Origin of the sequence: Trinickia violacea (assembly GCF_005280735.1) — a bacterium.
Lineage (GTDB): Bacteria > Pseudomonadota > Gammaproteobacteria > Burkholderiales > Burkholderiaceae > Trinickia_A > Trinickia_A violacea.
Genome location: NZ_CP040078.1, coordinates 1211354 through 1236904 on the forward strand (window position 1 = coordinate 1211354; position 25551 = coordinate 1236904).

Here is a 25551-nt window from a genome sequence, read left to right on the forward strand (position 1 = left end):
GGCGTGTTTCAGCTGAGTGACGCGGCATTATCCTGAGAATAGGAGCCGGTCGGCAAGCGTTATCCTGTGACATTTCTCATAAAGACGAACGAAAGACGGATGAATCAGATTCGGTCTACGGTCAGACGCTTGCCTCTGCTCCGCTCGATTGCCGTGTGGGGCCCGGGGCTCCTCGTGATGCTCGCCGACACCGACGCCGGCAACGTCGTCACAGCCGCCCAGGCCGGCGCGCAATGGGGCTATCGGCTGCTGCCGCTGCTCGTGCTGCTGATCCCGCTGCTCTATATGGCGCAGGAGCTGACCGTGCGGCTCGGCATCTATACCGGGCGCGGACATGGCGAGCTGATTCGCGAGCACTTCGGGCCCGTGTGGTCGTGGGTGTCGGTCGCGGGGCTTGGGGTCGCCACCGTCGGCTCGCTCGTCACCGAGTTCACGGCCGTGGCGGGCATCGGCGAGCTGTTCGGCGTCTCGCGCTCGCTGACGCTGCCCGCTGCCGCGCTGGGGCTCGTGGCCATTGTCGCGACCGGCTCGTATCGGCGGATCGAGCGGATGGCACTCTTGATCGGCTTGCTCGAACTCGCGTTTTTCGCGGTCGCATGGTCGACGCACCCGGATTGGCGCGTGGTCGCCGCCGACGTCGCCGATCTGCCGCTCGGCAATCACGAGTTCCTATATCTCGTGGCCGCGCTGATCGGCGCCGTGTTCAACCCGTGGATGGTGTTTTACCAGCAGGCGGCCGTCGCCGATAAGGGGCTCACGCCCGCCGATTGCCAGGCCGAGCGCTGGGATACGGCCGTCGGCGCCGTGCTCACGCAGGCGCTGACGGCGGCGGTGCTCGTCGCCGCGGCGGCGACGCTCGGCGCGAGCAGCGGAAGCGGCGGCAGCGGCGCGCACGGGTCGCTCGACAGCGTCGGCGAGATCAGTAGTGCGCTCGCGCCGCTGCTCGGCGCGCAGTGGGGGCGGGTCGTGTTCAGCGCCGGCGTGCTCGGCGCGGCGCTGGTGGCGGCGATCGTCGCGTCGCTTGCGCTCGCGTGGGGTGTCGGCGAGGTCACGGGTGTCAGACGTTCGCTCGAATACCGGCCGCAGCAGGCGCCGTGGTTCTACGGCGTCTACGTGGCCGCGGTGGCGGGCAGCGCGGCGCTCGTCTGGGCGTCGCGCGATCTCGTGTGGCTCAACATTGGCGCGCAGGTCGTCAACGCGTTCCTGCTGCCGCTCGTGCTCGGCCTCCTGGTCGCACTGGCCGCGCGGGCGCTGCCGGATGCCGCGAAGCTGTCGCGCCCGTATACGTGGATACTGGCCGGCGCGACGTTCGCCGTCTGCGTGCTCGGCTGGTTCGGCGCGCTGTGGGGCTGGATCGGCAGCGTAAAATGAGCGCCCGGCCGATGCCGAACCGGTAGCCGAACCGGCTTTGCCAGCCTGGCCGTCTTTGCCACCTTCGCCATAGGGCCCGCGACTTGAAACGAAAAATGCCCGCGCTGAACGCGCTCAAAGCCTTCGAAGTGGCCGGCCGCACCGGCAGCTTCACGCGTGCGGCAGAACTGCTGAACGTGACGCAAAGCGCGGTCAGCCGGCAGGTCCGGCAACTGGAAGAGCAACTCGAAGAGCCGCTGCTGCAGCGCCGCCATCATCATCTCGAGTTGACGGCCGCGGGCCGCGTGCTGCTGCAGGCGCTGCAGCAGTCGTTCGACAAGATCGAACTCACCGTGCGCAGCATCCAGGAGAAGACGCACCTGAACCGCCTGCGCGTGAATGCGCCGCCCACCTTCGCGAGCCGCTGGCTGATGCCGCGCCTCGGCCGGCTGCGCGAGCAGCATCCGGAGCTCGAGATCAGCCTCACCACGCGCACACAGGACAGCCTCGCCGAATCGAGCGTGCTCGATTGTGCGATCCGCTTCGGCAACGGCGAGTGGGAGGGGCTCGACAATGTGCTGCTGATGCAGGAGCGTCATGTCGCCGTTTGCGCGCCGGCGCTGCTCGCGCGGCGGCAGGATCAGGACGGCATCGATTTGAACCGCTTCACGCTGCTGCACGTGCTCGCGAGCGACGATCAGCGCTACCTGACCTGGCAGCACTGGCTGAAGGCGGCCGGCATCGAGGGCGTCGATATCCAAGGCGGGTACGAATTCGATCTGCTCGATCACGCGATTCGCGCGGCGGTCGACGGCCTCGGCATCACGATCGCGGACCGCAGCATGATCGCGCGCGAACTCGCCAGCGGACAGTTGACGCAAGTGCTCAATGTCCACGTGGACGGCCATCAATCGTATTGGCTCGTGACGCGGCCCGAGCAAACCGCGCTGCCGCATCTCGTTCAGTTCAAGGAATGGCTGCAGCAGGAGGTGTGGCTGGCCGAGCGCAATCTGGAACCGTCGTCGCCGTCGCGTGAACCGCTTCAAGCGCGTCTTTGAGATGCTTTAATCTCATATTTAATTCGCATCCGCTCGTCTTGGTGTTTTCCCTAGGCCGGTCCCGAACCCGCAACCGGCCGAGTCCCGCCATCTTCAATGGTCATCGGCCTTAGCCTGGCAACGTGAGTTTTTCGAATGTTTGTCGCTCGAAATACTCGCTTGCTGAGCCCGCATCCGCCGCCAAGAATTCACTCACTCCCCTGTATTCGCGGCGTTTTACCGGTCGCGAGCGGCAACGCTTCCATCTTCTTGGGCAATGACTATGCGAGTCGATCGAAACTACATCAACGGTCAGTTCACCGAGCCCGCCGGCGCAGCGCGCATCGCGGTCTTCAATCCGGCGACCGAAGCGCAGATCGCCGAGATCTCAGCCGCCACGAAGGCCGAGGCCGTGGCGGCCGTCGAAGCGGCGGCTGCCGCGCAAAAGAGCTGGCGCAAGCTGCCGGCGGCCGAGCGCGCCGCTTACATGCACAAGCTCGCCGACGCGCTGACCGAACTCGCGCCGGACATCGGCCGCGCGCTCGCGGCGGAATCGGGCAAGAGCGTGTCGGACGCGACCAACGAGTCGATCTACGCCGGTCAGATCACCCGCTATCACGCGGAATGGGCGCGCCGCATCGAAGGCGAAATCATCCCGAGCGATACGCCCGATGAAAACCTCTTTCTGCAGCGCGAGCCGATCGGCGTCGTCGCTTGCCTGATTCCGTTCAACTACCCGGTCTACACGCTGATGCGCAAAGTCGCGCCGGCGCTGATCTCGGGCAACACCGTGGTGGTCCGTCCGAGCAACAACACGCCGACCTCCGCGTTCGAAATCGCCAAGGCGGTCGACCGCGCGGGCTTCCCGGCAGGCGTCGTCAACATCGTCTCGATGGATCACGACACGGCCGAGGCGGTCTGCACGCATCCGGCGGTCGGCATGATCACGCTGACGGGCAGCGTCAACGCGGGCCGCAAGGTGCTCGAGTACTGCAAGGCCAATATCGCGAAGCCGTCGCTGGAACTGGGCGGCAAGACGCCCGCGATCATCGAGGCCGATGCCGACCTCGAAAAAGCCGCGCAGGCGCTCGTGGCGTCGAAGACGACGCACTGCGGCCAGCTCTGCACGGCCATCGAGCGTGTATACGTGCAGGAAAGCGTCTATGAGCGCTTCGTCGCGCTCCTCAAGCAGCACATGAGCGCGGTGAAGATCGGCGATCGCAGCGAGCATCCGGAACGCATGGGCCCGCTCGTCAACGACGCGTCGCGCAAGGGCATTCACGCCATGGTCGAGCGCGCGGTAGCCGAAGGCGCGAAGGTCGAAACCGGCGGCCGGATTCCGGAAGGCAAGGGGTACTTCTATCCGCCGACGCTGCTCACGAACGTGCGTCAGGACATGGAGATCGTCCAGGAAGAAACCTTCGGTCCGATCATGCCGGTGCTCAAGTACCGCACGATCGACGAAGCGATCGAGATGGCCAACGATCACCAGTTCGGTCTGTCGTCGGTGCTCTATACCGAGAACTACCGCACGGCGATGAAGGTGGCGAATGCGATCGAAGCGGGCGAGCTCTATGTGAACCGCACGCCGGCCGATCCGTACCAGGGCTTCCACGCGGGCTGGAAGCGTTCGGGCCTCGGCGGCGACGACGGCAAGCACGGCATGCTCGAATTCACGCAGACGCGCCTCGTCGTCATGAAGTACTGACCGGGCGCCAAGCCCTGTCGCGCAACACGCGCCGTGCTCACCGGGCACGGCGCATCGCAATAAGAAACAGAACAATCAGGAGACTCGGCCGAACCGCATGTGATTAGGATCGCTATGCGTGTTGGACGCGTCGATGACGGAGTGTCTTAATGTCAGGCAGTGAAGTGTCTCAGGCCGTAGCCGTCGAAGCGGCAAGTCGCGCGGCGGCGCAGGCCACGCGCGGGCAGCGCTATGTGCAGCTGATGCTGCTGGTGCTCGCGGCGGGCGCGATCTATCCGATTCTGTATCTGCGTCAGGTGTATCAGACGACGATGCTCGAAGTGTTCGCCATCAACGATGCGCAACTCGGGTATCTGTACTCGTCGCTCGGCACGCTGTTCCTCGTGAGCTATTTGCCGAGCGGCTGGCTCGCCGATCGCATCGCACCGCGCTTGTTGATCTGCTTTTCGCTGATCGGCACCGGCCTGCTCGGCGTCTGGTATGCGACGGCGTCGTCGTTCCCGATGCTGATGCTGATTTTTTGCGGCTGGGGCATCACCACGGGGCTGACGTTCTGGGCAGCCGTCATCAAGCGCGTGAACATGATTGCCCACGACGAGCAAGGGCGTTTCTTCGGCCTGCTCGACGGCGGCCGCGGCTTGATCGAAGCGATGCTCGCCACGATTGCGATCGGCTTGTTCGCCTATGTGACGAACACGCGCGGCGAAGGGGCCGCCACGGGCTTCAAGCTCGTCGTCCATATGTATGCGTTCATCTGTATCGGCCTTGGCGTTCTGCTCGCGCTCGTCAAAGATCCCGAAGCGAAGGGCGCCACGGTGGCCGCTCGCAAGCACAGCGGCAATGTGCTGACCGATCTCAAGCAGCTCGCGTCGATTCCCGAACTGTGGCTCGTCACGGCCATCGTGTTCTGCGGCTACCAGGTGTTTTGGGCGACCTATAGCTTCGCCCCGTATCTGCAGGAAGGCGGCTTCGGACTCTCCGCGGTCGCGGCCGGCACGATCACGACGCTCAAGCTGTGGATGCGGCCGATCGGCGGCATCGGCGGCGGCTTTCTCGGCGACCGGTTCTCCAAGGTCAACATTCTGATTCTCGCGTTGGTCCTGGCTGCGGTATCGCTGGTTGTGCTGATCGCGTCGCCGGGGTTCCACAGCAACGTGTCGCTCGTGTTTCTCGTGCTGTTCCTCGGCGTGCTGACCTACGCGATCCGCGGCCTCTACTGGGCGCTGCTCGACGACTGCAACGTGCCGCCGCACATCGCGGGTCTGGCGATCGGCCTGATCTCGGTGCTCGGCTACTCGCCGGACGTGTTCCTGCCGCTGGTCAACGGCTACTTCACGCAGACATTCCCGGGTGCGCTCGGCTATCAGATCTATTTCGGTTGCGTCGCGTTCATGGCGCTCTTGGGCGCGGTTGCCGCGCTGGTATTGAGAAGCAGGCTCCACAACAGGAAATCGGGTGCGAAATGAAAGTTATCTCGCTAGAAACGCATGTCGTCGCTGTTCCGCCGCCGTACGTGGGCGGCATGTACTGGATCTTCGTGAAGTTGAAGACCGATGACGGCATCGAAGGCGTCGGCGAAATCTACTCGGCGACGTTCCATCCGAAGGCGATGGTGCCGATCATCGAAGACGTGTTCCAGCGCTACTTGCTGAACCACGATCCGCACCGTATCGAGCGCCTGTTCCGCGAATGCTATTCGAGCGGCTTCACGCAGCGCCCCGATCTGACGATGATGGGCGTCGTGAGCGGCTTGGAAATGGCGTGCTGGGACATCGTCGGCAAAGCCGCGAACAAACCGGTGTACGAGCTGCTGGGCGGCCTCGTGCACGAGAGGCTGCGCTCGTACACGTATCTGTATCCGAAGAATTCGAAGGGCGAGTACGACTACGACGATCCCGATCTCGCCGCCGAATGCGCCGCCGAGAACGTCAAGAAGGGCTTCACGGCGGTCAAGTTCGATCCGGCTGGCCCGTACACGGCGTACTCGGGCCATCAGCTTTCGCTCGAGGTGCTCGACCGCTGCGAAACGTTCTGCCGCAAGGTGCGCGAGGCCGTGGGCAACCAGGCCGACATCCTGTTCGGCACGCACGGGCAGATGGTGCCGTCGTCGGCGATCCGCCTGGCGAAGCGCCTCGAGAAATACGATCCGCTGTGGTTCGAGGAGCCGGTGCCGCCGGGGCAGCCCGACGCGATGGCCGAAGTCGCGAAGCACACGAGCATTCCGATCTCGGCGGGCGAGCGCCTGACGACGAAGTACGAATTCCACAAGCTGCTCGAAGCGGGCGGCGCGTCGATCATTCAATTGAACGTGGCACGCGTGGGCGGCCTGCTCGAAGCGAAGAAAGTCGCGACGCTGGCCGAGGTGTACTACGCGCAAATCGCACCGCATCTGTACAACGGTCCGGTGGGCGCGGCGGCGAGCATCCAGCTCGCGGCGTGCACGCCGAACTTCCTGATCCAGGAAAGCATCATGACGTGGGGCGGTTTCCATGCGGAAGTCGTCAAGACGCCGATCCGCTGGGAGCAGGGCTACATCGTTCCGTCGAAGGAGCCGGGCCTCGGCATCGAGCTGAACATGGACGTGGTGAAGAAGCACAGCCCGTACACGGGCGAGCGTCTGCATCTGCAAATGGCGGCGAAGCCGCAGGACGTCAACGACTTTTCGCCGGCCAAGGGCTGACGAGACACGCATCGTATAAGGCATGCTGAAATGAAATACGACTACATCATCGTCGGCGCGGGCTCCGCGGGCTGCATCCTCGCCAATCGCCTGACCGAGTCGGGCAAGTACACCGTGCTGCTCGTCGAAGCGGGCGGCAAGGACAGCTCGTTCTGGTTCAAGGTCCCGGTAGGCTTCACGAAGACCTACTACAACGAGACCTACAACTGGATGTACTACAGCGAGCCCGAGAAAGAGCTCGACAACCGCTCGATCTATTGCCCGCGCGGCAAGGTGCAAGGCGGCACGGGCTCGATCAACGCGATGGTGTACGTGCGCGGCCAGCGTCACGACTTCGACGATTGGGCGGCCGCCGCCGGCGACCCGGGCTGGTCGTACGAAGGCGTGCTGCCTTACTTCAAGAAGCTCGAATCGCATCCGCTCGGCAACACGAAGTATCACGGCGCGGACGGTCCCATCGGCATTACGCCGATGAAGGAAGGCGTGCACCCGATCGTGCACACGTTCCTCAAAGGCTGCGAGCAGCTCGGTTACCGCCGCAACGAAGACTTCAACGGCGAGCAGATCGACGGCGCGGGCATCTACGATCTGAACACGAAGAACGGGCAGCGCGCATCGAGCAGCTTCATGTATCTGCATCCGGTGCTCGGCCGTCCGAACCTCACGGTGGAGCGCGACGCGCTCGTCACGCGTGTCCTCTTCGACGAAAAGAAGCGCGCGGTCGGCATCACGCTCACGCAGCACGGCAAGCAGCGCGAATTCACGGCAAGCAAGGAAGTCATCATGGCGGCGGGCGCGGTCGATACGCCGAAGCTGCTGCAGTTGTCGGGTGTCGGCGCAAAGGCGCTGCTCGCGAAATACAACGTGCCGCTCGTGCATGAGCTGCCGGCCGTCGGCCAGAATTTGCAGGACCATCTGTGCGTGAGCTTCTACTTCCGCGCCAACGTGAAGACGTTGAACGACGAGATGCGGCCGCTACTCGGCAAGCTCAAGATCGGCCTGCAATATCTGCTCACGCATAAGGGGCCGCTCTCGATGAGCGTCAACCAGGGCGGCGGCTTCTTCAAGGGCGACGAGTCGCTCGAGCATCCGAACCTCCAGCTCTATTTCAATCCGCTGTCGTATCGGATTCCGAAGAGCAACAAGGCGAGCCTCGAGCCGGAACCGTATTCGGGCTTCCTGGTCGCGTTCAATCCGTGCCGGCCTTCGAGCCGCGGGTCGATCGAAATCGGCTCGAACCGCGCGGAAGATGCCGCGAAGATCCGCATCAACGCGCTGACGACGCAGAAGGACATCGACGAAGCGATTCAAGGCAGTGTGCTGATTCGCAAGCTGATGACCGCCCCGGCGCTCAAGGACATCACGATCGAGGAAATTTCACCCGGCCCGCAGTGCACGACCGAAGCCGACATGCTCAAGTATTTCCGCGAGAACTCGGGTTCGATCTATCACCTGTGCGGATCGTGCGCGATGGGCGACGACGTTGCCACGTCGGTCGTCGACTCGCGTCTCAAGGTGCATGGCATCGAGGGGTTGCGGATCGTCGATGCGTCGGTGTTCCCGAACGTCACGTCGGGCAACATCAATGCGGCGACGATGATGGTGGCGGAGAAGGGCGCCGAGCTGATTCTCGAAGACGCGCAAGCGTCGGCCGGGCGCGGCGGTGCAGCGCGCGCTTCCGAGGCGCTGCATTCGCATTGATATCGCTGTGGTGACGGCGCGCGTGGGTTGATCGATCCGCGCGCGCCGTTTTTGCGCGTGTTTTCCTTTACGTCGTGGGGAACGCCGCACGCCCCTGCGTGAGATCGCGCAGCGCGTCGCGTGCCGGATCGATTGCCGTTGCGGGCATGCGAATCGTGAGGCGCACGTTCAGTTCGTAGACGCTGTCGATCAGCTCCGCGCCTTCCTGCTCGATCCAGCGCCGCACGCGCGCCTCGTCGGCAAAGCCCATCTCGACGACAAGACATGCGAGCGCAATCCGCTCGACACGCTCTGCATTCAAAAGCGCGCTAGCGATCGCATCGGTGTAGGCGCGCACGAGGCCGCCCGCGCCGAGCTTCACGCCGCCGTAATAGCGCACGACCGCGGCGAGCACGCCGTCGAGATCGTGATGACGCAGCACTTCGAGAATCGGCCGGCCCGCCGTGCCGGAAGGCTCGCCGTCGTCCGACATCCCCGATTGCCCGCCCGCGAGCAGCGCCCAGCAGACGTGGGTCGCAGCGGGATGCGCTGCGCGCAGGCGGCGCAGTTCATCCATCGCGGCTTCGCGGTCGGCGACCGGGAGGGCGTGCGCGATGAAGCGGCTTTTGCGGATTTCGAGTTCGGCGCTGACGGCGGCGGCAAGCGTGAAAGTGGGCAAGGTGAACGGTTCAGAGGGTGCGGGATCGATGGAAAGCGGCTCGCGCGATGGCGATCCGCATGAGCCGAGTCCCGCAATGGTAGCGCAGAGCGCGCAGGCGCCTGTTTTTAGCGTGAGCAGGCCCTAAAACTCGACGTCGAGCTCGTCGATCTCTTCCGTTTCCTCTTGCGCCGCAGCGATCCACGCCTTCATTTCAGGCAGTTCGAGAATGCGCGCGCAGAATGGCTTGATGTCGTCGCCGAGTGGCACATCGTAGGTGATGAAGCGTGTGACGACCGGCGCGTACATCGCGTCCGCCTCGCATTGATCTTCGCCGAACAAAAACGGGCCGCCGTATCGCGCGAGACAATCACGCCAGATCTCGAACACGCGCTCGATGTCGCCTTGTGCGCGCGACCACACCTTGAAGCCCGGAAAATGTGCCTTGAGGTTCATCGGCAGCGCGCCGCGCAGCGCACTGAAGCCCGAATGCATCTCGCCGCAAATCGCGCGGCAATGCGCGCGTGCCGCGCGGTCGGAAGGCAGCAATCCGGCTTGCGGACACACTTCGTTCAGGTACTCCGCGATCGCGAGCGTGTCCCAGATCTTGATGCCGTCGTGCTGTAGACAAGGCACGAGAATCGACGGCGACAGCAGCAGGATTTCGGCACGCACGCCGGGCGCGTCGATCGGGACTTCGATTTCGTCGAACGGCAGGCCGCTGAACTTCGTCAGCAGCCAACCTCGCAGCGACCACGAAGAGTAATTGCGGCTGCTGATGGTCAAAGTCGCTTTCGACATGTCGGTGTTCCCTAAGCGGGTGCTGCAAACTCAGCATGCACTGCTTCGATGCATCCGTGCACCACTTCGTCGCTGTCGGCGACGCATGGATGGCCGTCGCGCTGGCTCGATGTGCCGGCCGATCGAGCGCAATCCGCAACCCGCCGCGAGACAGTGCCGCGGTGCCGCGACTGGCGCTGCATGCCACGCTAGGACGCGCGCAATAGCCATGCCAATGCACGTGTCGCGTGGTGCATATCGCAACCAGACCCACAGTCAGACCCGCACCCGGACCGCTCGTGCAACACATGCCTCATGCGCGCCCATCCGCACGCGATGCGTCGCGCCGTGGCATACGTATTGCGTCGATTCGACAGCCTCTTTGCCGTGGCGGGATCATGAATTGGCTAGCGTATCCAACCTATCAGACCGTGTCCGACGTCATGCGCCCCGTCTCCGACGTGGCCCGCATGACGGGCTCGCTCATCGATACGTGGCCGCCCGGCCTCGCCGCGCTCGATGGCGTGCGCTACTACGGCGCCGCTTGCGACGTGCTCACACTGGCGACGCTCACGCATAAGCGGCCTGAGTTCGGCATCGCGAGTATCGAGGTGGATGGACGCGAGACCGCGGTGCTCGAGGAGGTCGTGGCGAGCACGCCGTTCTGTTCGCTGCTGCACTTCAAGAAGGATACGCCGGCCGTGCATCCGCGCGTGCTGATGATCGCGCCGATGTCGGGCCACTTCGCGACGCTGCTGCGCGGCACCGTGCGCACGATGCTGCCGGAGCACGACGTCTACATCACCGATTGGCACAATCCGCGCGACGTGTCGCTCAAGCACGGACGCTTCGGCTTGACGGAATTCGTGCAGCACGTGATCCGTTTTCTGGAGCACCTCGGCGAGGGGGCGCACGTGATGGCGATTTGTCAGCCGACGGTGGCGGCGCTCGCCGCCGTGGCGCTCATGGCCGAAGACAGACATCCGGCCCAGCCCGCGAGCATGACGCTGATGGCCGGACCGATCGATACGCGCATCAATCCGACGCGCGTGAACGAATTGGCGAAGAGCAAGCCGATCGAATGGTTCGTGAAGAACCTGATCAGCGCGGTGCCGCCGGGTTTTGCGGGCGCGCATCGGCGCGTCTATCCGGGCTTCGTGCAGCTGAGCGCGTTCATTTCGATGAACGCCGAGCGTCACGCGAACTCGATCGCCGACATGTTCTACGAGCGCGCGAAGGGCGATGCGGAAAAAGCCGAGGCGATCCGCGTTTTCTACGAGGAATACTTCGCGACGATGGATCTTGCCGAGGAGTTCTACATCGAGACGGTCGCCACGGTGTTCCAGCAGCACGCGTTGCCGCTCGGCGCATTGGAGGTGGGCGGGCGGCTCGTCGATCCATCGATGATTCGGCGCACGGCGCTGTTGACGGTCGAAGGCGAAAAGGACGATATCTGCGCGATCGGCCAGACGCTCGCCGCGCAGGATCTTTGCTCGCGCTTGCGCCCGTATCTGAAGACGCATCATGTGCAAACGGGCGTCGGGCACTACGGCGTATTCAACGGCAAACGCTGGGAGCGGCAGATCTATCCGCTCGTGCGTGCCGTGATCCACGACAACGAGGCGGCCCCGACGCTCTCCGCGCGCATCCAACCCGCGCCGCTCGGAAGCGCTGACGAACCCCGCGCAACGGCGACGGCGCCGTTGCCGGGTTAGCGCAGCCGCGCGTCGAATCCTTACCAAATTCCAGAGGTCATCCACTATCGGCGGCATGCCGAAACGAACGGTCGTGCACATAGAATCGCCTTCACGCTGTCGACCGGAGTTGGCGCTTTAGCGTGTCGACCGAAGTTGGCGCTTTAGCGCCTACTCCGGTCCCATGCAGAGCCTTACTCCGGTCCCACGCACAGCGCTTAACAACGAGGAGGAGATATGAAGCACAACCGAGCAATTGGCATGGCAGCAGCCCTGCTCGCGGCCACATCCGCGCATGCGCAAAGCGCGGGCGATGTCGTTGCAAACGTCGGCTGGTTCCACTTCGCGCCGCAGGTGTCGAGCCAGCCGTTCACGATCAACGCGCTCGGCGCGAGCACGACCTCGGCCGGTTCGGGCGCGACGGTCGACAACGCGGACACGATCGGCATTACGGCGACTTACTTCGTCACCGATCACATCGCGGCCGAAGCGGTGTTCGGCGCGCCGCCGCGATTCACGCTGTCGGGCACCGGAACGCTCGCCGCGCTCGGCCAGATGGGATCGGCCTACGAATGGAGCCCCACCGTGCTCGTGAAGTACTTCTTCAACGACGCGCAAAGCCGGTTCCGGCCGTTTGTCGGCGCGGGCGGCTCGTATGTCTGGTACAGCGGGGTGAAGCTGAGCACGGCGGTATCGAGCGGGGCTTTCCTGTATTCGTCGACTTACGGCACGGCCTTGGAAGGCGCGACGAGCGCGAAGCTCAGCAACTCGTTCGCACCCGTCGTCAATGCGGGCTTTACGTACAACTTCGACAAGCACTGGTCGGCGGGAGTGTCGGTTTCCTATATGTGGCTGTCGACGAAGGCCACGCTGACGACCCAGTCGAGCGTGGGCACCGTCACGAGCACGTCGAAGATCAAGCTCGATCCGATCATCACGTTTGCGTCGGTCGGGTATCGGTTCTAAGGCACTCGCTCGCGGCGCGCGGCTTCGTAAGCAAACGAGGCGAGCGTCGCCGCTTCGTCAGGTCGCTTCCGGCCACGGTGTAACGGCAGGCACGTCGCAGACCGGTTCGGCGTCGATCGTTTTGAAGTCGGCGGGCGCGACGATTTCCAGATATTCCATTTCCGGCGAATAGTCGAACAGGTAGTGCACGATGCCAGGTGCCTGATGCACGCAGTCGCCTGCCGCGACGAGCGTTTCCTGATCGCCGTACATGAAGCGGGCCCAGCCCTTCAACATGATGACGATATGAAATTCGGCTTCGTGGCGGTGCCAGCCGGTGCCAAGTTCGGGCGGGATGTTCGCCTTCACGAGTTGAGCGAGCACTTTGCCGCCCGTTGCCTCGGCGATGCCCAGATCGCGGTAGAGAAAGAAATCCCGCAGGCCGTTGTCGACATACTGCGTGTCTTGCGGGCGCACATGCGAGAACCGGGTAGTGAGTGGGGCAGTCATGTCGATGCTCCTCGGCCGGTGGGCCGTCGAGAAGAAAAAGCATCAAGCGTTCCATCGCGCCGAAGGCCGTCGAGCGTCGCTCGCCGCGCATGGCGCAGCGTGGCGGGACGGGATACGGTGCAGCGATGCGCCCGTTTGCAGCGTGCGCACCGTATTGAAACGCGTGAGGCCATCTAAAGATGATAGATGCCGGACGTGGAAACCTCCGGCTCAGCGCACTCGCGTAATCAGTATGTAAGCGCTGAATGTCTCAAGACTTCGCCGGGCGAGCCGTTATAGCGAAAGTTGAGGCTCTGTGGCCTCGTAACGGTTCGGGGCCATCCCCCGCACAACGTGACCGACGACTCTCAGACGCGCTTATCGGAGCGGCTTCGCGTGCTCGTCCAAACCGTCCAGCAAAACGAGCGGACGCTGCGCCGCTTTCAGGACGTCGAGCTCGCGCTGATCGGCGCGCAGGATTTCGATTCATTCCTCGAGGTTCTTTTTGTTCGCCTGCCGCAGGAGTTCCGGCTGCATTCGGTGCGCCTGTGGGCGGATACCGCGCTGCCCTTGCTCAAAGAATTACTGGAGCTCGGAGCCCCGCAGGGCGCGCCGCGTCCTGAATTGCTGGTCCATGCGGCGGCGCGCGACGCGGGCGCACGGCTTTGCAAAGGCGGCTCGCCGTGGCTCGGCCGCGGGGACGCGAACGTGCCAAGCCCGCTCAGCACGTTCTTCGCCGATGCATTGCCGAAGAGCGCGATCTTGCTGCCGCTGACGCAGCGCGGCATGACGCTCGGTTATCTGTGCCTCGCCAGCAGCGATCCGAACCGGTTCGCGCCGGGCATGGCCACCGACATTCTCGAGCGCTTCGCGAGCATCGTCACTGCGAGCCTCGACAACATCGCGCACCGCGAGCGCCTGAAGCGGCTCGGCATGACCGACGCGCTGACCGGTCTTGCGAACCGGCGTCATTTCGACGAACGCCTGCAGGAAGAGGTCATGCGTGCGGCGCGTCACGGCGTGCCGGTGACGTGCCTGTTCGCCGATATCGATCATTTCAAGCGGATCAACGATACGCACGGCCACGCGGCGGGCGACCGCGCGCTGATCGCGGTGGCGGGTTGCGTGCGCTACCAGTTGCGCGCGACCGATATCCTCGCGCGCTACGGCGGCGAGGAGTTTGCGGCACTGCTCGTGCAGACCGACCGGCAGGGCGCACGGATCGTGGCGGAGCGCATCCGGCGCGCGGTCGCGGCATTGGAGGTGTTCGACGAGCGCGGCGAGCGAATCGCGCTCACGCTGTCGATCGGCATCGCGGTGAAGATGATCGACGCGCGCCGCGACGCCGCCGGCGCCGCGCACGCGCTGATCGAAGACGCCGATCAGGCGATGTATCGCGCGAAACGCAACGGGCGCGACCGGGTGGAAGAGGACGACTAGCGGGGTGAGGAGCGCAGCCTAGGACCTCTCGTTGCCTTGGACGCTGGGGCTAATCATCGGACGGCTTGGCGGGCTCTGCGACCTTGAAAGGCTGGATGACGTACTTCTCGCCGTGCTTCATGCAGTCGTCGGCGACGGCGTGCCACCATTGTTCCGTCACGAGGTAGGTGCTGCCGTTGATGTCATTCTCGGTTTTGACCGTGTCTTTGCCGAGTTTCAAGCTGCGGTGAACGCCGATCAAAGTGTCTGCTCGACTGTCGGGATCCAACGCGCCATCCCAAAGAAGGAGCCGCTTTTCTTCTCTCCAGAGAACCCAGACATTCACGTATCCGTCCGGCCATTGGTAGCCGACGACGCAGAAACGATTGATTTGATGATTTTTTTTGAAAAACGCGACAGCGTTCTTCATGACAACCAGCGGATCTTTGTAGTAGGGATCGTCGGATACGACGAATCTAGCGGCTGGCTTTTCGCTGAATGCATCGGGAAGATCGTCTGCAGCAAAACCCGTCGTGCAGATGAGTGTGGCCGACACCCATGCCGCAATGAGGTTTGTGGCGTTTTTTTGCATTATGGCCGTTCCCCTGCCTGAGATTGTGCTTTCGATACGAAATCGCTCGTTAACGTGTAGAAGTCTTGTCCGCCCTTCGTTGTGAATTTGACAAAATTGCCACCAGGTGACTTTTCTCCTCTAGTACGCCACGCATAGAGGCCAGTCGGACAGGGGTCCGCGCTTCTGAGCTCACCTCTTGCCACCGCTAATACGGTTTCAATGAAGTCTCGATATTGCTCGTTGAGCCTGTGCGTTCCGTCATTTGCATTCTTGAGTGCCTTGTCTATTAATCTTTGCTGCAGAGTTCCTATGTTTGGGTACTTCTCAAATCCGTCAACTTGATTGGGTGCCTTAATCAGCGCCTCAAGGGTGCTCGCGTGTTGGCCCGCGGCAAAATGGCGCGCGCCGAGCTCGAGACGATTCCTCAGCACAACGACCATCCACTGCATCGCTTCACGTGCCTCGTTCAGGTTGACGAAACGTCGATGCTCCGGTCCCGCATTCTCCGAAATCAACATCCGCGCCAGCATCCCCGTATCGGTGGCAACCGGCGGCAGCTCGAGTTTCGGGAGTATCCGCACGGCGAGCCGTTTGTGGAGATCGGGACTAAGGGGATGACCGCGCTCATCGCTAACGTAGGCGTCAACGTGAGCAATTTGGCTACACGAAACCCCGCACTCGCTCACTTCCAGCATAAGACGCTGCTCGATGTTCCGATGATCGACGCTGATCGGCATGACTCGCACCGAGCGATGGTTGCTCACCAGAATCAAATGTCTGCGGTTCGGCCCCAATCCGGAGACCTTGAAGGGGAGCTGGTTGCCCGCGACCAGCGTGATTTGGGCTTCGATGTGGATCCCGTTGTTGCGTAGCAAGTTAGCCAAGTAGAAACCTCGTCAGTTGGTGGAGGAGCCCACCATGCCGCCCGAGTTGTGAGATTTCCATCAGAAAATTCCGAAAGGCTTGGTGCCAGCTTTTCTCTTCATGCCAAATGCATCGGGTTGTCGAGTCTACGAAGGCAACTGCCACCCATGAAACATTCAACCCCGCAATCCACCCAGCCCGCCTATCCCCCTCTCCGGATGAAAAATTCGGGCTAGGAAGTACCGTTGGCTTGAACCATTTCCATGAGATCGGGCGGCACGCCGAACAACTGCAAGGTGCCGCCCGTCACCGAAGAAAACACCGGCCCGGCCACCGTCCCGCCGTAATAGCTGCGTCCCGAGGGCTCGTCGATCATGACCGCGACGATGATCCGCGGATCGCTCATCGGCGCCATGCCGACGAAGAGCGACCGGTACTTGTTCTTCGCGTACGACTTGCCGATCTGCTTCCAGGCCGTCCCGGTCTTGCCGCCGACGCGATAGCCCGCGACTTGCGCCGCGCGTCCGGTGCCGCCCTGGCCAGCGGCCATTTCGAGCATCGCGCGCATCTGGGCGGCGGTGGCGGGCGTCGTCACGCGGGTGCCGGGGCGCAACGGGCCGTCGTCGTCGGGACCGAGATCGACGCCGGTCGCCGGGTCGACGTTGGCGAGCAGCGTCGCCGGATGCAGCGTGCCGTCGCCGGCATAAGCGGTGTAGACCTGCGCGATTTGCAGCAGCGAGGTCGACAACCCGTAGCCGTAGGCCATCGTCGCCTGCTCGATCGGACGCCAGCGCTTGTACGGCCGCAACCGGCCCGACGCGACGCCGGGAAACGTCAGATCCGGCGCGCGGCCGAGCCCGTACTCCTGATACTTCGTCCAGATCGTTTCCGCCGGCAGATTGAGCGCGAGCTTCGCGAGCGCGATGTTGCTCGACTTCTGGATCGCCTGCGCGACCGTCATCGTGCCGTGGTTCGAGGTGTCGTGAATCACGTTCGGGCCGATCTTGTAGCGGCCCGGCGACGTGTCGATGAGCGAGTTCGCCGTGACTTTGCCTTCGTCCATCGACAGCGCGACGACGATCGGCTTGATCGTCGAGCCCGGCTCGAACGTGTCGGTCAGCGCGCGGTTGCGCAACTGCTTGCCGGTCAGCCGCGTGCGGTCGTTCGGATCGAAAGTCGGATAGTTCGCGAGCGCGAGGATTTCGCCGTTTCTCGCGTCGAGCACGACGACGCTGCCGGCCTCCGCGTTGTTCAGCGCGACCGCAGCCTGGAGCTGCGCATAGGCGAGCTGCTGGACGCGCCGGTCGATCGTCAGGCGCACGGTTGCGCCGTTTTGCGGCGGCACGAGCGGACGCGTGTCGGAGACGATGCGGCCCAGCCGGTCGCGAATCACCTCGCGCTGGCCGGGTGCGCCGAGCAAGCGCGCGTTCGCCGCGAGCTCGACGCCTTCCTGACCGTTGTCCTGGATGTCGGTGAAGCCGACCACGTGCGCCGCCGATTCCCCTTCCGGATAGAAACGCTTCGAATCGGCGAGCTGCGTGATGCCCGCGAGATCGAGCTTGGCGATCTGGTTCGCGGTGTCGGCGTCGATCTGGCGCTTGAGCAGCACGAACGAACGGCTCGGGTTCAAGCGCCGGGCAAGCTCGGCCTCCGGCATATCGAGCAGTTTCGCGAGCGCCGGGTAGGCGGCTTTGTCGATGAGCTTCGGCGTGGCCCAGATCTCATAGGTGACCAGACTGACGGCGAGCAGCGCGCCGTTGCGGTCGACGATGCGGCCGCGCATCGCGTCGAGTTCGATGGTGCGCTGATAGCGCTTTTGCCCTTGGTTGGCGTAGAAATCCTGATCGACGATCTGAATCCAGAACGCGCGCGAGGCGAGCGCGGCGAAGCCCAGAAAGACGAGCGCCACGATGAACGTGGAGCGCCAGGCCGGCAAGCGCGGCGCGAGCATCGCGTTCTTCACGACCGGCGCGTACATGTCCTGCGATTGCGATTTCTTCTTGAAGATCATGGTCCCGTTGCTGAATGCCTATGCTCGGCGAGCGCGCGCCGATTGCCGATTGGTTGGGGGTTAGTGGACGCCGCCCGAGTCGGCGGCCGCGAATGACTTCAGCCGCCAGCGGTAGCGCACGGCCGCCAGGCGCAGCCCGAAGCCGCCTATCAGCGCGACGGCCGAAGCGGTGTTCTGCTCGACGCCGACATGCTGCAGCGCCAAGTACAGCGTGCCGGCCGCGAGCGCGACGCTCGCATAGAGGTCCTGGCGCAGCACGAGCGGCATCTCGTTGCACAGCAGATCGCGCAGCATGCCGCCGCACACGCCGGTGATCGCGCCCGCCAGCACGACGATCGGCGCGCTCACGTCCATTTCCGCGGCGACGTTGCAGCCGATGATCGCGAAGGCGACGAGGCCGAGCGCATCGACCGTGACGAAGAGACTGCGCAGACCGTGCAGCGGTTTGGCGAGCGCGGCGGCCACCGTTGCGGCACAGATTGTAATAAAAATGTAATTCGGATGCGAGATCCAGCCGAGCGGGTAGTGCCCGAGCAGCACGTCGCGCACGGTGCCGCCGCCGAGCGCGGTGACGGCGCCGACGAGCGCGAGGCCGAAGCGGTCCATGCCGCGGCGCATGCCCATCAGCGCGCGGGACATGGCTTCGGCGACGATGGCGGCCAGATAGATGACGTGCAGCAGCATGGGGCGGGTCTCCGAAAGGCGAGGCCGGGCGCGTCGATGGGGTGTGCGTGACGCCCGGGCGTTGAAAGGCGCCATTATCGACAGCCGCGGGAGATGCTGAAATCAGATTTAGCCAATTTCGGTCATGCCAAATTTGGCTTAAGTGAGTTGGCTTAAGTGAGCGATCCGGAACGGCGTGGGAAGACGTGACATCCAATGCCGTGAACCCGGTTGCGATATCGAACGCGCGACCGTCGCCAAGGAGACCATTCATGAAGCTGATTAGATTTGTACTGTCAGGAGCGCTGGCGCTCGTCTGCGCCGCAGCGCAGGCCCAAAGCGGCCCCACCGATCCCCAGATCGCAGCCATCGTCGTGACCGCGAACCAGGTCGATGTCGACGCGGGCAAGCTGGCGGAGTCGAAAACCCAGTCGAAGGACGTGAAGGCGTTTGCAGAGCGAATGGTCGCGGACCACACCAGCGTCAATCAGGCGGCCGCCGATCTCGTGCACAAGCTCGGCGTGACCCCGGAAGACAACGCGACGAGCCTAAGCCTCAAGCAAGGCGGCGACGCTAACCTCGCGAACCTCAAGACGCTCTCCGGTAAGCGCTTCGATCGCGCGTATATCGACCACGAAGTCGCGTATCACGAGAGCGTGATCGAAGCGGTCGACAAGACGCTGATTCCGAGCGCCCAAAACGAGGAGCTGAAAGCGCTGCTCGTGAAAGTTCGGCCAACCTTTGTCGCGCACCTCGAGCACGCCAAGCGTCTGCAGCAAGCGCTGGGGAAGGGCGGTGCTTAAGGGGCGCGTGGGGAGCTTGACCGCGAAGTTTCGGGGGAAGACAGGCGCATATCGGCGGTGGCTTGCGCTGGTGTTTGCCGGGTTGGTCGGCGGGGCCGTGCTCGCCTCGCCGGCTGGGCGCGCCGACGAGGCTCCCGCCACCTACGTGGTCACGATCGAGCAGATGCGCTTCAATCCGCCGGTCCTGAAGGTGCGGCCCGGCGATCGCGTGACGTGGGTCAACAAGGACCTCGTGCCGCACACGGCGAGCGCAACCTCGAAAGCGTTCGAGTCGCACAGCATCGCGCCGAACGCTTCCTGGAGCTATGTCGTGCGAACACGCGGAAACTTCGCGTACGGGTGTGATTTTCATCCCACGATGCATGGCACACTGGACGTACGGTGACGCAAGCCGATGAGGGTCCCATGCTAGACAGCGCGCAAACTGCTTTGCCTCCGGTCGCCGACGACGACCTGTCGATCGTCCGCCGCATTGCCGCCGGCGACCGCTCCGCGTTCGAGCTGCTGATGCGCCGCCACAACCGGCGCCTCTACCGGCTCGCGCGCGCCACCTTGCGCAACGACGCCGAAGCCGAGGACGCGCTGCAGGACGCCTACCTGTCGGCGTACCGCTCGATCGGACAGTTTCGCGGCGATGCCGCGCCGCTCACCTGGCTGTCGCGCCTCGTGCTCAACGCATGCTTTGGCCGTCTGCGCCGCGACACCCGGCGCCAGAATGTGTATCCGATCGTGGACCTGAACCCGCACGCCGAGATCGACGCCATGAGCGCACCCGATTCCGATACCCCAGACAACGCGGCCGCGCGCGCCGAAGTGCGCGCGTTGCTCGAACGCAAGCTCGATGCGCTGCCCGAGGCGTTTCGCGTCGTCTTCGTGCTGCGTTCCGTCGAGGAAATGAGCGTCGAGGAGACCGCGCAGTGCCTCGACATTCCCGAGGCGACCGTGCGCAGCCGGCACTTTCGCGCGAAGAGCCTGCTGCGCGAATCGCTCGCGCGCGAGATCGATCTTACCGAGCGCGATCTGTTCGAGTTCGGCGGCGCGCAATGCGATCGCGTCGTGGCCAAGGTGATGCAAACACTGGGCACAGACGACAAGGAGCGGACATGACGAACGCGATGCGTACGACTAGCCGCGGCCATTGCGCCGGGCACGTTGGCGCACTCCGATGCGTTTGCGCGTTCTTGAGCCTCGCCGTTTGCGCGAGCGCATGCGCGGCCCAAGCGCGCGAAATCCGGATCGTATCGGGCACCTATGGCGGGAGCTGTGGAGCGCCGCGCGGCAACGCAACCGCCGACCTTGCCCGCCAATGCGACGGGAAAACGACATGTCCGTACGTCTTGACGGAATCGCTTGCGGGCCGGAAGCGGGCTGCATGCCGGGACGATTTTCTTGCCGAATGGACCTGCAAAGACGCGGAATTCCATGTCGCGGCGCTGAGCCCCGAAGTCACGCCGGGCAGCACGCTCGTCTTGAGCTGTGTCTGGCCGGCCGGCGCGGGTAAGTAGCGTTCGGCGTTCGACGGCATGCTCGGGAGCGTGCGCGCAATCGTCCCGGCTTTGGCGACCTACACTGTAGGTATTGTTGCCGGACGGAAACGATCGCCGTGCTCGATCTCAACGATCTGTATTACTTTTCCGTCGTCGTCGAAAAGCGCGGCTTTTCCGCCGCGGCGGATACGATCGGCGTGCCCAAGGGCACGCTGAGCAAGCGCGTGCGGGCGCTCGAACAGGCGCTCGGGCTGCGGCTCGCGAACCGGACCACGCGCAAGTTCTCGCTGACCGAGGCCGGCGCCGATTTCTACGCGCATTGCACCCGCGTGATGAACGAGGTGGACAGAGCCGAGCAGGCGGCGCGCGCGCGGCTCGACGAGCCTGTCGGGCGCGTGCGCATCACCTGCGCCACCGGTATCGTGCGCATGGCGCTCGACGATCTGCTGCCTACGTTCATGGCGCAGCATCCGAAGATCGACGTCGAGCTGCTGACGTCCAACCGCTACGTCGATCTCATCGACGAAGGCTACGATCTCGCGCTGCGCAACCATACCGAGCCGTTGCAGAGTTCTACGCTGATTGCGCGGCCCGTCGCGCAAACGCAAGTGACGCTCGTCGCGAGCCCCGCGTTCTTTCCGCGTGGTCTGCCGGAGGCGCCCGAGGACCTGGAGGGCATCGACGGCATCCACCTTGCGCGCCGGGACGCAGCCAGCGCCTGGCTGCTGCACGCTTCCGACGGGCGCACGGCAACGGTTCCGTATCACGCGCGAATGCGCTGCAACGATGCGCCGTTCGCGAAGCGTGCCGCGCTTGCGGGCCTGGGTGTGGCGGCCCTGCCGTCGCCGATCTGCCGCGCGGATATCGCAGCGGGCCGGCTCGCGCGCGTGCTTCCAGAGTGGCACATACAGCGAGGCACATTGAGCCTCGTCTTCCCTTCGCATCGCGGCATGTCGCAAGCGATGCGCGCCACCGTCGACTTTCTTGTCGAATCGCTTCCGGAATATTTGAACGACTGAAGCGTTGTGCGTTTATCCGAGTCCGTTTCGGCCGTGCGGAGGCGTTAGCACGCCTATCCATCATCGTTTCCGTGCGGAAACAGTTTTCTGCCGACGACCTACTTTTTCGCGCACTCGATGCTGCCTACGCTGTCGCTTCGCTGGAAGCACGTCGGCCGGTATCGGACGCCGGGCGTCTACACGTCAACTGTCATTTGGGACGGCAACACATGAAATCTAGGCTCAAATTTTCATTGCTTTCGTTACCGATCGCGGCCGGGCTTGCCGTGCCTTTCTACAACCGCGCGACCCCCACGCTCGGCGGCTGGCCGTTCTTCTACTGGTGGCAAACCGCGTGCGTCCTCGCGGGCGCATTGCTGACCGGCGCCGCTTATTGGCTCGACGAGCGGAAGGCCCTCGGCGCCGAATCGCACAGCGCTCGTCCCGATGAGGGGCGAGCCGAATGAATGTCACGACGAATGCTGTCTTTCTCGCGCTCTTCGCGCTCGTCACGGTTCTCGGTCTTTATGCCTCTCGATGGCGGCGCGCCGATCTGACCGGCCTTCACGAGTGGGGACTGGCCGGGCGCCGTCTCGGCACCGTGATGAGCTGGTTTTTACTCGGCGGCGATTTGTATACCGCCTACACCTTCGTCGCCGTGCCGGCACTGGTCTTTGCCGCGGGCGCGCTGGGTTTCTTCGCGATTCCCTACACCGTTATGACGTTTCCGCTCGGCTACGTCGTGTTGCCGCGTTTGTGGCGCGAGGCGCGCGAGCACGGTCACGTGACCGTCGCCGACTTTGTCGAGCACCGCTTCGGCAGCCGGACGCTCGCACTTGCGATCGCTCTGACCGGCATTCTGGCGACGATGCCCTACATCGCGCTGCAACTCGTCGGCATTCAAGTCACGCTCGGCGCACTGGGCTTTCCGACGCACGGCTGGGCGGGCGAGCTGCCGCTCCTGGTCGCCTTCGGCGTGCTCGCCGCCTACACGTGGTCGAGCGGATTGCGTGCCCCCGCGATGATCGCCGTCGTCAAGGATCTGCTGATCTACGTCACGATCATCGGCGCACTCGTGTTGATTCCGGCGAAGCTCGGAGGCTTCGCGCACATCTTCGCGGCCCTGCCGCCGCCGAAGCTGCTGCTGAAAGCGCCCGACGCGGCGAGCCTGAATGGCTATTCGACCTACGCGACGCTCGCGCTCGGCTCCGCGTTCGCCTTGCTGCTGTATCCGCATTCGATGACGGCGACGTTGTCGGCTTCGTCGGATCGCGTGATACGCCGCAACATGGCGTTGCTGCCGGCGTATTCACTGATGCTCGCGTTCGTCGCGCTGTTCGGCGTGATGGCGCTTGCTGCCGGCGTGGGCTCAATGCCCGAGTATGCGGCGCAGTTCAAGCAGTACGGTCCCAACTTCGCCGTGTTCGCCCTGTTTCAACACTTCTTCCCGCCGTGGTTCGCCGGCTTGGCGTTCGCGGCGATCGGAATCGGCGCCTTGGTGCCGGCCGCGATCATGTCGATTGCGGCGGCGAATCTCTTCACCCGCAACGTCTGGCGTCCGATCGTGGCGCGCGATGCCTCGCCCGCGCACGAGACGCGCATGGCGAAGCGGGTGTCGCTGTTCGTCAAGTTCGGTGCGCTCGGATTTGTTCTGCTGGTGCCTGCGCAATTCGCGATTCAGTTGCAACTGCTCGGCGGCGTGTGGATCGCTCAGACGTTGCCTGCGATCGTGCTCGGCCTCTTCGTGCCGGCGGTCCGCGCGCGCAGCTTGCTGGCCGGATGGGCGGCGGGGCTCGCGAGCGGCACGTGGATGGTCGCGCAAAGCGGCTTTAAGAGCGCGGCGTTCTCATTGCATGTGCTGGGTGTTGCCGTGCCCGCCTACGCCGCGCTGATTGCGCTTGCCCTCAATCTCGCGGTCGTGCTTGCGTGGTCGATGCTGTCGGTGCCGTTCCGTGCAGGGGAGGGGCAACGTGACCTCTCGCTCTGAATCCGTCGCCGACAGGCTGGCGGGACTTGACGCGCGGGCGTTGCTTTCGCAGTTGGGCTGTCCTGCCGGCGAGACCGGTATCGAGGTTGGCGAGCTGATGGAACGTGTGAATGCGGCGTTGATCGACGCCGCGTACAGCACGCTCGGCGTCAAAGCCAACGAGCGCATCCTCGAAGTGGGACTCGGCAACGGCGGCCATGTCGCCTCCGTGCTGGCGCGCGCGCCGCGCCTCTCGTTCACTGGCATCGACATCTCGCCGACGATGATCGCCGCCGCGCGCTCGCGCAACTTGGCCAGCACCGAGCGTGGACAGGTCACGTTGCAGGTCGCGAGTGTCGAAGCCATGCCGTTTCCCGATGCCGCATTCGATAAGGCGATCGCGGTCAACGCCGTGTACTTCTGGCCGGAATTGACAGCCGGACTGCGCGAGATGCGGCGCGTGCTGCGCGAAGACGGCGTGCTTGTCGTTGCCGCAATGACGCCCGAAACGTCGCTCTCGATGCCTTTCGCCGAGCACGGCTTCAAGGTCTACGGGCCGACGAGCCTTCGCGAAGCGTGCTTCGAAGCTGGGTTCGACCACGTCCAGATCGAGCGATACGCCGACCAGCCTTCCTCCCCGCCTTCGCCTCGCCGCGAATTTTTTCTTGTTCGAGCTTCGCGCATGCCGCGCGCTATGTCAGAGGAGTGTCGTTGATGTTTCCACACGTCGAGTCTTTTTACGATCCGTCGACCGGTACGGTCAGTCACGTTGTCTACGCCGGTTACGGTTCGCCGTGCGCCGTCATCGATCCTGTGCTCGATTTCGATGCTGCGTCCGGCCTCACCTCGACGCACTCCATCGAGCATCTCATCGGTTTCATGGAGGAACGATGTCTCGAGGTTCAGTGGATACTCGAGACCCACGCGCATGCGGATCATCTTTCGGGGGCGTCCGAGCTGAAGCGGCGCGTCGGCGGCAAGATCGGCATCGGCCACCGCATCGTCGATATCCGGTCGATGTTTTCGGCAACGTTCGATCTGGCCGGCGAGCACGGCTTCGATCATCTCTTCGCGCCGGATGAGGTGTTCTCTATCGGCGCGTTGCGGGCCCAGGTGCTGGCGACGCCCGGACATACGCCGGCCGATGTCGCATTCATGATCGAGGACTCACTCTTTGTCGGCGACACCCTGTTCATGCCGGACGTGGGCACGGCCCGCTGCGATTTCCCGGGCGGCAATGCGCGTTTGCTCTATGCGTCGATCCGCCGGTTGCTCACGCTGCCGAAGTCGATGCGCGTGTTCGTCTGCCACGACTATCCGCCGCGCGGCCGCGAAGCGAGGTTTTGCAGCACGGTCGGCGAGCAGCGCAAGTTCAACATTCACGTGCGAGACGGTATCTCCGAGAGCGATTTTGTCGAGATGCGCACGACCCGCGACAGCACGCTCAAGATGCCGGCGCTGCTGTTTCCGGCGATGCAGGTCAATTTGCGCGGCGGCCGGCTGCCGGCTCCGGATGAGAAAGGCCGGCGCCAATTCAGAACACCGATCGACGACGTGCGCTTCGCTCAGAAACTGCTGTGATCTTAGGTCCGTATGGGATGCGTGAGCGGCGTGCTTGCGCGCCGGAAAGGCATGAAGGGGCGGCCGAAGCGGCCGCCCTTGTCGAGGCCATGCCGATGGAGCGGGGCGGTGATTCGCCGCACCACGGCGAACGGGGTTCGCTGTCTCATGAAGAACTCATGTGG

26 protein-coding genes are annotated in these 25551 nt (G+C 64.1%); 18 read left to right on the forward strand and 8 right to left on the reverse strand.

Features of this window, described 5'->3' with window-relative positions:
- The first annotated feature begins 99 nt into the window (after positions 1–99).
- The 6 genes from FAZ95_RS27505 to FAZ95_RS27530 all read left to right on the forward strand — a co-directional run bounded on the left by FAZ95_RS27505 (position 100) and on the right by FAZ95_RS27530 (position 8476).
- Positions 100–1371, forward strand: coding sequence for an NRAMP family divalent metal transporter (locus FAZ95_RS27505; RefSeq protein ID WP_137335634.1), 1272 nt, complete (start codon positions 100–102; stop codon positions 1369–1371).
- Between the two features lie 95 nt (positions 1372–1466).
- Entirely contained in the window at positions 1467–2408 is a 942-nt protein-coding gene (locus tag FAZ95_RS27510) for a LysR substrate-binding domain-containing protein (RefSeq protein ID WP_137335635.1), read from the forward strand.
- A 262-nt stretch (positions 2409–2670) separates the two neighbouring features.
- Positions 2671–4095, forward strand: a complete 1425-nt coding sequence (gene aldA, locus FAZ95_RS27515) for an aldehyde dehydrogenase (protein WP_137335636.1) — start codon at positions 2671–2673, stop codon at positions 4093–4095.
- 149 nt (positions 4096–4244) lie between these two features.
- Positions 4245–5561, forward strand: a complete 1317-nt coding sequence (locus tag FAZ95_RS27520) for an MFS transporter (protein ID WP_137335637.1) — start codon at positions 4245–4247, stop codon at positions 5559–5561.
- Positions 5558–6775 (forward strand): mandelate racemase/muconate lactonizing enzyme family protein, encoded by a 1218-nt coding sequence (locus FAZ95_RS27525; RefSeq protein WP_137335638.1) that lies wholly within the window; start codon positions 5558–5560, stop codon positions 6773–6775. Before FAZ95_RS27520 ends, FAZ95_RS27525 begins: the two co-directional genes overlap by 4 nt.
- 30 nt (positions 6776–6805) lie before the next feature.
- Entirely contained in the window at positions 6806–8476 is a 1671-nt protein-coding gene (locus FAZ95_RS27530) for a GMC family oxidoreductase (protein ID WP_137335639.1), read from the forward strand.
- Positions 8477–8543: 67 nt separating this feature from the next.
- Here the strand turns inward: FAZ95_RS27530 and FAZ95_RS27535 are convergent, their stop codons facing one another.
- Both FAZ95_RS27535 and FAZ95_RS27540 read right to left on the reverse strand, forming a co-directional pair.
- Positions 8544–9134, reverse strand: coding sequence for an IMPACT family protein (locus FAZ95_RS27535; RefSeq protein ID WP_137335640.1), 591 nt, complete (start codon positions 9132–9134; stop codon positions 8544–8546).
- Between the two features lie 123 nt (positions 9135–9257).
- Entirely contained in the window at positions 9258–9914 is a 657-nt protein-coding gene (locus FAZ95_RS27540; RefSeq protein WP_137335641.1) for a glutathione S-transferase family protein, read from the reverse strand.
- A 377-nt stretch (positions 9915–10291) separates the two neighbouring features.
- Here FAZ95_RS27540 and FAZ95_RS27545 point away from each other — a divergent pair, with 377 nt between their 5' ends.
- Positions 10292–11608 (forward strand): polyhydroxyalkanoate depolymerase, encoded by a 1317-nt coding sequence (locus FAZ95_RS27545; protein WP_137335642.1) that lies wholly within the window; start codon positions 10292–10294, stop codon positions 11606–11608.
- Between the two features lie 216 nt (positions 11609–11824).
- Positions 11825–12553, forward strand: a complete 729-nt coding sequence (locus tag FAZ95_RS27550) for an OmpW/AlkL family protein (RefSeq protein WP_137335643.1) — start codon at positions 11825–11827, stop codon at positions 12551–12553.
- Positions 12554–12610: 57 nt separating this feature from the next.
- Here FAZ95_RS27550 and FAZ95_RS27555 read toward each other — a convergent pair whose 3' ends face one another.
- On the reverse strand, positions 12611–13042 hold the full coding sequence (locus tag FAZ95_RS27555) for a cupin domain-containing protein (protein ID WP_137335644.1): 432 nt from the start codon (positions 13040–13042) through the stop codon (positions 12611–12613).
- 333 nt (positions 13043–13375) lie between these two features.
- Here FAZ95_RS27555 and FAZ95_RS27560 point away from each other — a divergent pair, with 333 nt between their 5' ends.
- Positions 13376–14461, forward strand: a complete 1086-nt coding sequence (locus FAZ95_RS27560; RefSeq protein WP_137335645.1) for a GGDEF domain-containing protein — start codon at positions 13376–13378, stop codon at positions 14459–14461.
- 49 nt (positions 14462–14510) lie between these two features.
- Here FAZ95_RS27560 and FAZ95_RS27565 read toward each other — a convergent pair whose 3' ends face one another.
- The 4 genes from FAZ95_RS27565 to FAZ95_RS27580 all read right to left on the reverse strand — a co-directional run bounded on the left by FAZ95_RS27565 (position 14511) and on the right by FAZ95_RS27580 (position 18567).
- The gene (locus FAZ95_RS27565) at positions 14511–15032 is read right to left on the reverse strand and encodes a hypothetical protein (RefSeq protein ID WP_254700311.1); all 522 of its coding nucleotides are present in this window, start codon (positions 15030–15032) and stop codon (positions 14511–14513) included.
- Positions 15032–15898, reverse strand: a complete 867-nt coding sequence (locus FAZ95_RS27570) for a hypothetical protein (RefSeq protein WP_137335646.1) — start codon at positions 15896–15898, stop codon at positions 15032–15034. The genes FAZ95_RS27565 and FAZ95_RS27570 overlap by 1 nt, the downstream gene beginning before the upstream one ends.
- 212 nt (positions 15899–16110) lie before the next feature.
- Positions 16111–17889 (reverse strand): peptidoglycan D,D-transpeptidase FtsI family protein, encoded by a 1779-nt coding sequence (locus tag FAZ95_RS27575; RefSeq protein WP_137335647.1) that lies wholly within the window; start codon positions 17887–17889, stop codon positions 16111–16113.
- 60 nt (positions 17890–17949) lie between these two features.
- The gene (locus tag FAZ95_RS27580; protein WP_137337625.1) at positions 17950–18567 is read right to left on the reverse strand and encodes a trimeric intracellular cation channel family protein; all 618 of its coding nucleotides are present in this window, start codon (positions 18565–18567) and stop codon (positions 17950–17952) included.
- Positions 18568–18824: 257 nt separating this feature from the next.
- Between FAZ95_RS27580 and FAZ95_RS27585 the strand changes: the two genes are divergently transcribed.
- From FAZ95_RS27585 to FAZ95_RS27625, 9 genes are all read left to right on the forward strand, one after another.
- Entirely contained in the window at positions 18825–19355 is a 531-nt protein-coding gene (locus FAZ95_RS27585; RefSeq protein WP_137335648.1) for a DUF4142 domain-containing protein, read from the forward strand.
- A gap of 16 nt (positions 19356–19371) precedes the next feature.
- A complete protein-coding gene (locus tag FAZ95_RS27590; RefSeq protein ID WP_437437789.1) occupies positions 19372–19740 on the forward strand; it encodes a cupredoxin domain-containing protein in 369 nt (122 codons plus the stop codon).
- 20 nt (positions 19741–19760) lie between these two features.
- Positions 19761–20462: an RNA polymerase sigma factor gene (locus FAZ95_RS27595; protein WP_137335649.1), complete on the forward strand. Its 702-nt coding sequence runs from the start codon at positions 19761–19763 to the stop codon at positions 20460–20462.
- Positions 20459–20860, forward strand: coding sequence for a hypothetical protein (locus FAZ95_RS27600; RefSeq protein WP_254700312.1), 402 nt, complete (start codon positions 20459–20461; stop codon positions 20858–20860). The genes FAZ95_RS27595 and FAZ95_RS27600 overlap by 4 nt, the downstream gene beginning before the upstream one ends.
- A 98-nt stretch (positions 20861–20958) precedes the next feature.
- The gene (locus FAZ95_RS27605) at positions 20959–21861 is read left to right on the forward strand and encodes a LysR substrate-binding domain-containing protein (protein WP_137335650.1); all 903 of its coding nucleotides are present in this window, start codon (positions 20959–20961) and stop codon (positions 21859–21861) included.
- A 209-nt stretch (positions 21862–22070) separates the two neighbouring features.
- On the forward strand, positions 22071–22307 hold the full coding sequence (locus FAZ95_RS27610; RefSeq protein WP_137335651.1) for a DUF3311 domain-containing protein: 237 nt from the start codon (positions 22071–22073) through the stop codon (positions 22305–22307).
- Positions 22304–23827, forward strand: coding sequence for a monocarboxylate uptake permease MctP (gene mctP, locus FAZ95_RS27615; protein ID WP_137335652.1), 1524 nt, complete (start codon positions 22304–22306; stop codon positions 23825–23827). The genes FAZ95_RS27610 and mctP overlap by 4 nt, the downstream gene beginning before the upstream one ends.
- Entirely contained in the window at positions 23811–24521 is a 711-nt protein-coding gene (locus FAZ95_RS27620) for a class I SAM-dependent methyltransferase (protein ID WP_254700313.1), read from the forward strand. Before mctP ends, FAZ95_RS27620 begins: the two co-directional genes overlap by 17 nt.
- Positions 24521–25387, forward strand: a complete 867-nt coding sequence (locus FAZ95_RS27625; protein WP_137335653.1) for an MBL fold metallo-hydrolase — start codon at positions 24521–24523, stop codon at positions 25385–25387. Before FAZ95_RS27620 ends, FAZ95_RS27625 begins: the two co-directional genes overlap by 1 nt.
- A gap of 2 nt (positions 25388–25389) precedes the next feature.
- Here FAZ95_RS27625 and FAZ95_RS39555 read toward each other — a convergent pair whose 3' ends face one another.
- Positions 25390–25536: a hypothetical protein gene (locus tag FAZ95_RS39555; protein WP_175425783.1), complete on the reverse strand. Its 147-nt coding sequence runs from the start codon at positions 25534–25536 to the stop codon at positions 25390–25392.
- Between the last annotated feature and the right edge of the window lie 15 nt (positions 25537–25551).